Annotated in this window: 5 protein-coding genes; 2 read left to right on the top strand and 3 right to left on the bottom strand. The window is 45.6% G+C overall.

The features are described from left to right. From ENN47_00200 to ENN47_00190, 3 genes are all read right to left on the bottom strand, one after another. Nucleotides 1-464 (bottom strand): aldo/keto reductase (locus ENN47_00200; protein HDP76611.1); only part of this gene is annotated, 464 nt, incomplete at its 3' end. A 299-nt stretch (nucleotides 465-763) separates the two neighbouring features. Beyond that, nucleotides 764-1,834, bottom strand: coding sequence for an ArsR family transcriptional regulator (locus ENN47_00195; protein HDP76610.1), 1,071 nt, complete (start codon nucleotides 1,832-1,834; stop codon nucleotides 764-766). 88 nt (nucleotides 1,835-1,922) lie between these two features. Continuing rightward, nucleotides 1,923-2,759 carry a DegV family protein gene (locus ENN47_00190; GenBank protein HDP76609.1) on the bottom strand — a complete coding sequence of 279 codons (837 nt, stop codon included), beginning with the start codon at nucleotides 2,757-2,759 and terminating at the stop codon, nucleotides 1,923-1,925. A gap of 207 nt (nucleotides 2,760-2,966) precedes the next feature. Here ENN47_00190 and ENN47_00185 point away from each other — a divergent pair, with 207 nt between their 5' ends. Then, nucleotides 2,967-4,343 (top strand): beta-N-acetylglucosaminidase, encoded by a 1,377-nt coding sequence (locus ENN47_00185; GenBank protein HDP76608.1) that lies wholly within the window; start codon nucleotides 2,967-2,969, stop codon nucleotides 4,341-4,343. A gap of 552 nt (nucleotides 4,344-4,895) precedes the next feature. Beyond that, nucleotides 4,896-5,130 (top strand): hypothetical protein (locus ENN47_00180; protein ID HDP76607.1); only part of this gene is annotated, 235 nt, incomplete at its 3' end.

The following is a 5,130-nucleotide window of genomic DNA, read 5'->3' as shown; positions in this document are numbered from 1 at the left end:
TTAAGGGCCTTAAGAAGCGTCCCACCGTAACCGTGACTGGTAATACCAACATACCTAATAAGACCCTCCTTCTTCGCCCACTCAATCGTCTTCAGCGCTCCATTCGAGGACGAAATGGCTTCCCAGTAATCATTTTTGATTACGGCGTGAAGAAAGAGGATATCTATGTGATCCCTCCCGAGGTCCTTTAGGGTAGATAGCAGGTCTTTCTCGGAAGACAGCTTCTCTCTGCTTCCAGTCTTGGAGGCTATCACAATTCCTTCCTGTGGAAGCACTTTAGAGAGCTTCCTCTCAGAAACTCCGTCACCATAGGATCTTGCGGTTTCGAAGTAATTGCCCCCCGCCTCAAGATATCTCTTCACAATCTCTTTTACTGTGTCGAGTTCAATTTCAAGCAGATGAAACCCTCCCAAGCCCAGAAGGGAGAGCTCAAGTCCTGTCTTGCCAAGCTTACGGTACTCCATTTCCTCACCCCCCATCTATAATGTTACTACGGCAAAGATCAAATATTGTGATTCTCCCAAGGCAAGATCTCTTCAATATATATTGAATCACCACCAGAAGCGGAGAACTTCTAGACGCAATACCGATAAACCCATATAAGAAAATGAACCGTTGGCACGAATATTCCGTCGTACTTTTAAGCAGACTTGTTCTCCTACCACCCGGCCCGGACGCTTTCCGGGCTTTTTTTACGAAGAGAGCTCAAATCGACAGAGTGACATTTCATGATCGGTGAATTGCCGCAAAAGTTACCGTATAATCAGCTTGGGCCATCCAGTACACATGTCAGCATTTCTATCACTTCATCTCTGTCGGCTGTAAAGATTATCCGATCGTTCAGACGAAAAGTCTTGACAAGTCCGCACGCGACCAAAGCCGAGAAAGCCTCTGTCAATTCCGCGTTTGACAGCTTCATTGCTCGCGACAGTTCATAACCAGTAAGACGTTTTCCGAAAAGAGCGTTTAGCAGTCTTATGCGGCTCGGGTTTGAGAGGGCTCCGTATCTTCTGGAAGCAATACTGACTGAATCTCTTTCGAGAACGGAACTGACGAAATTGAAGCCAACAATGAAGACATCGCTCTCAGCACGTGGATGAAATATTCCGCCCTGAGCGTTCTCTATGAAATATGAAAGGACTAGAAGGATCTTCCTATCCTCATCGAGTTCTTCATAATGCAAATTGTCCGTTAGCTTCAGTAGGTACTCATTACCTCGGGCAGATAGGTTCCTTTGGAGATATTCAAGACTTTCTTTCAAACTCTTCTCATCGTAAGGGGCGGTCGAATACACGTGTTCTTCATACCACTGCAAAAGGTGAAGGTAGTCTTCCTTCATCTTTTCAGGATCCGATATGAACTCAAGCATGACCGCTTTCTGTTGAGATGTAAGAACAGCCTTTTCGGCAAGAAAGACGAGCGCTTCCTTCTGGTCCTCCAGTATTCTGTCCACAATTCCTTCATCATACCCGACAGATCTCGGTCCCAAGCCAATCAGCAAGAAATCCTTTATCATGTCCTTCGGAGAGACCAAGGCTATTCTCTGCAACAAAACATGAACACTTTCAAAACTATCTTCAGACATAACGGGACTTATCCTCATTCCAAGCGGTGCCTTCCAGTCGAAGTAAAGGCTCATCTTCTCGAGAATCGTCCCCGGCAGCTTCTTCTTGGTAGTCCTTACCCATTCGGCAAGCTCTCCGGCGGGGCGATAGCCCGGAGTCAGTTCCAAGAAGTGCCTTGCCAGTCTCTCGTCATTTGTCAGACGATATATGCTCGGCAGGAAATCGAAGGCTCTTCCAAACCGTATCTCTACTCTTTCAAGCGCATTCAAAGTCTTTTCACCTCCCCAGATGGTGAAACCGATATAACCATCTATCCCAAGACGCCCGTCTCCAAACCCAGAAGGTCGGTGAACGTCCTTATTTCATTTCGCTGATTATGCCGATTCCCTGAGGTCCAAGATGAGTGCCGATTATCGGCTCAATGATTCTACTTTCGATTTCAGCTTCGGGAGCCTCTTCACGAAACATCTTCTCAGCGGTTGCAGCATCTTCCTTTCTCCAGATCGTCAGCACTCTCACTCTTCGTAGATTCTCGGGCTGGATCTCCTTGAAGGTGTGACTGACCAAGCTTTCAAGCAGTTTCTTGTTCCCCCTGACGTTTTCTACCGGTTTGAGCTCACCGTCGTCAAGCTGAATAAGCGGCTTCATCTTCAGAAGGTTTCCCATAAGAGCTTTGGCCTTTCCTATCCTTCCACCCTTCTGTAGGTAACTCAGATCATCCGTTGAACAGAACGTCCTGGTCTTATTGTGGAAGTTCGAAGCATATTCGATGAGCTCTTCAATGGAAGCGCCTTTCTGAATCAAATCACCGAGGTTTTTAACAAGTAGTCCTGTTCCGTCGGCTACCAGCTGCGAATCAACCACATGTATTGGCTGTTCGAAGTCTCTTGCCGCAATAGTTGCAGAAACGCTGGTTCCGCTCAGTTTGCCAGAGAGAACGGGAACTATCAACACATCGTATGTCTTGAGAGCCTCCTCGAAAACCTCTATGAAGTCTTGGGGAGAAGGTTGTGAGGTACTGGGCAGTTCAGAGGCAGAACCCAGCTCCTCGTAGTATTTGTCCAGATCGAGATCAATAGATTTAGAGTACTTGCCGCCTCTATTGATGTAAAGCGAAACGATTCGTACGTCGTATTTCTGTATTTCTTCAGGGGTCAAATTGCACGTATTATCGGTGACCAGACCAATTTTCATTCCACCTACCTCCTTAAGCAGACTACACTATTTTACAATTATAGCGTTCATGGACAAAACCTATTGAAGAATTCGATGTCATTTGTCGAAACTCTCGGCCATCACTGAATCTTCTGAAATTCCCGCTCTCAAGAAGTGAAGATTTCTGCAGAAACGAAACTGTCATGATAGACTTTTTGAAAATAGAAATCTAAGGAGTTGAGCTTCATGAATTTCGAAGTTAGGGGCATTGTTGAGGGATTCTACGGTACCCCCTGGACAATGGGAAAAAGACGAGAGATGATAAGGTTCTTGGGAGAGCACGATTACAATCTATACATATATGCTCCGAAAGACGATCAGCTTCACAGGAAGAGATGGCGCGATATGTACGACGAGGATTTCAAGAACGAGTTCTCAGAATTGGTCGCTGTAGGTTCGTCATGGGGTGTTACAGTCGCGTTTTCCGTCAGCCCTGGACTAGCCGTGAAATACTCTAGCGATTCAGATGTCGATACCATGGTTTCGAAGTTCATTGAAATGGCAAATGTCGGTGTTCGCTCATTTGCGCTTTTCTATGATGATATTCCAGAGACTCTTGTCCATGAAGAAGATATTAAGGAGTTCACTTCTCTTGCGCAGGCTCAATCCTTTTTCGCTAATACAGTGTACGGATCGCTTAAAGAGAAAGTGGGTAGTATTTCCAGGTTCATTGTATGTCCCACTCAGTACCACGGAAAAGAGATCACCGAGTACATGAGAACGATCGGAAAAGAACTCGACAGGGAAGTCTCTATCATGTGGACAGGTCCCAGTGTCTGCTCGGAAAGAATTTCTTCTGAAAATGCCAGGTTGGCAGAAAAGGCATTCGAGAGAAAGCCATTGTTTTGGGATAATTATCCAGTGAACGATGCTTTCATGGTCCCCGAACTTCACGTCGGTCCTTATGAAGGAAGAGCCCCCGAGATTGTTGAACACAGTGAAGGAATTGTACTAAATCCAATGATCCAGCCCTTCGCATCGAAAATAGCTCTCAGTTCCGCCGCCGAATTCCTGTTAGATCCTTATGGATTCGATTCTGAGAAGTCCTGGTTTCATGCTATCCGAGAAATTGCCCCGTCCTGCGAAGAAGAGATGAAGACCTTCTGCGAATACTATCTGATGAGTCCTGTTCATAGAGGACACGCGAATAGGCTCGCCAGTATTCGAGACTCTTTAGAGTTTCTAATATCTCAGAACAGATGGTCCCAAGTGCAAGAACTACTCATGGAAGAGGGAACCAGAATTTCTGAATCGGCCGAGGTTCTTAAGGATATGTTGCCGCCCAGTCTGCTGGAAGAGATCGAACCATGGATTCTGGAGTTCTCGCTGTGGGGAAAGGCGCTTCATACGTCTGCCGGAATAGTATCCGCAAGACTTCTTAAGTTTGCGCAGACCGTAACAGACGAAGAGATTTCCGAAATCCATGATTTATGCCTCAAAGCAGAATCTGCTCTTTGCGAACTGGTGAAGGCCGACACGATTTCGGGAGGGATTCTATTCAGGGATTCTGTTCAGGAGGTTCTAATTAGGGCAAAGGGCTTCACGAAACTTCTCCTGAACTAGGCTTTTGCTTGTGCTATTATCTTTGTAGATTGACTGCCAGTGCGAGATGCCAGCAGGGAATCTAGGTCTTTAAGGAGGAGAGATAATTGAACATAATTAGAAAAGAAGAGCTGAAACCGAAGTGTCCTTACTGTGAATCAAGTCTTTCGGATATTTACTTCAAACAGAAGGGACCGGGGTTTTTGTTCAGCAAAACGGCAGTATACTTTTGCCCTCACTGCCATAAGGTACTTGGAATTGGAAGAAGCAATATAGGTTAGAAATTGAGAAATGAAGTCTGTAGCACTGTCTTTTCTCGCAGGCTAAGTCGTATCGATGTGACTTTTCTAGTCTGAGCGCATTATCTGGAGCAAGTTGTCTTGAAGTTCATTCGGGCCTCTAACCGATCGAGACAATAGGACTTCTACATTCCATTTGGTGCAACAATCCCTATTAGTTTCGTTTGCGAATTGTAGAGAATAAATTACCGACTTCTTTATGTGTATCAGTTGGAATTGATCTGTAACATGTTGTATAATAATCTAGGCTTGCGCGGGAGGGAGATTTTTTAAGTTGACTTCGGACATTGAAGGCTCATATTCGATACTTACTGTCAGGGATTTTGGAAGGGCCTGGCGTAGACGTACTGCTAGAATTATACTGAAGAAATCAGTTGTGAGCGAGGTCGAACTCGAAAATATCACTCGCCAAATCTGGGAGACTTCGGGACAGGATGTCGACGAGATGATAACTGTCTTCTACCTGCCCGGTATGGATACGACCTCGGTGGCCTACGGTTTCGGTTCAT

This window comes from Mesotoga infera (assembly GCA_011045915.1).
GTDB lineage: Bacteria > Thermotogota > Thermotogae > Petrotogales > Kosmotogaceae > Mesotoga > Mesotoga infera_D.
This window is presented reverse-complemented; position numbering and strand designations above follow the sequence as displayed.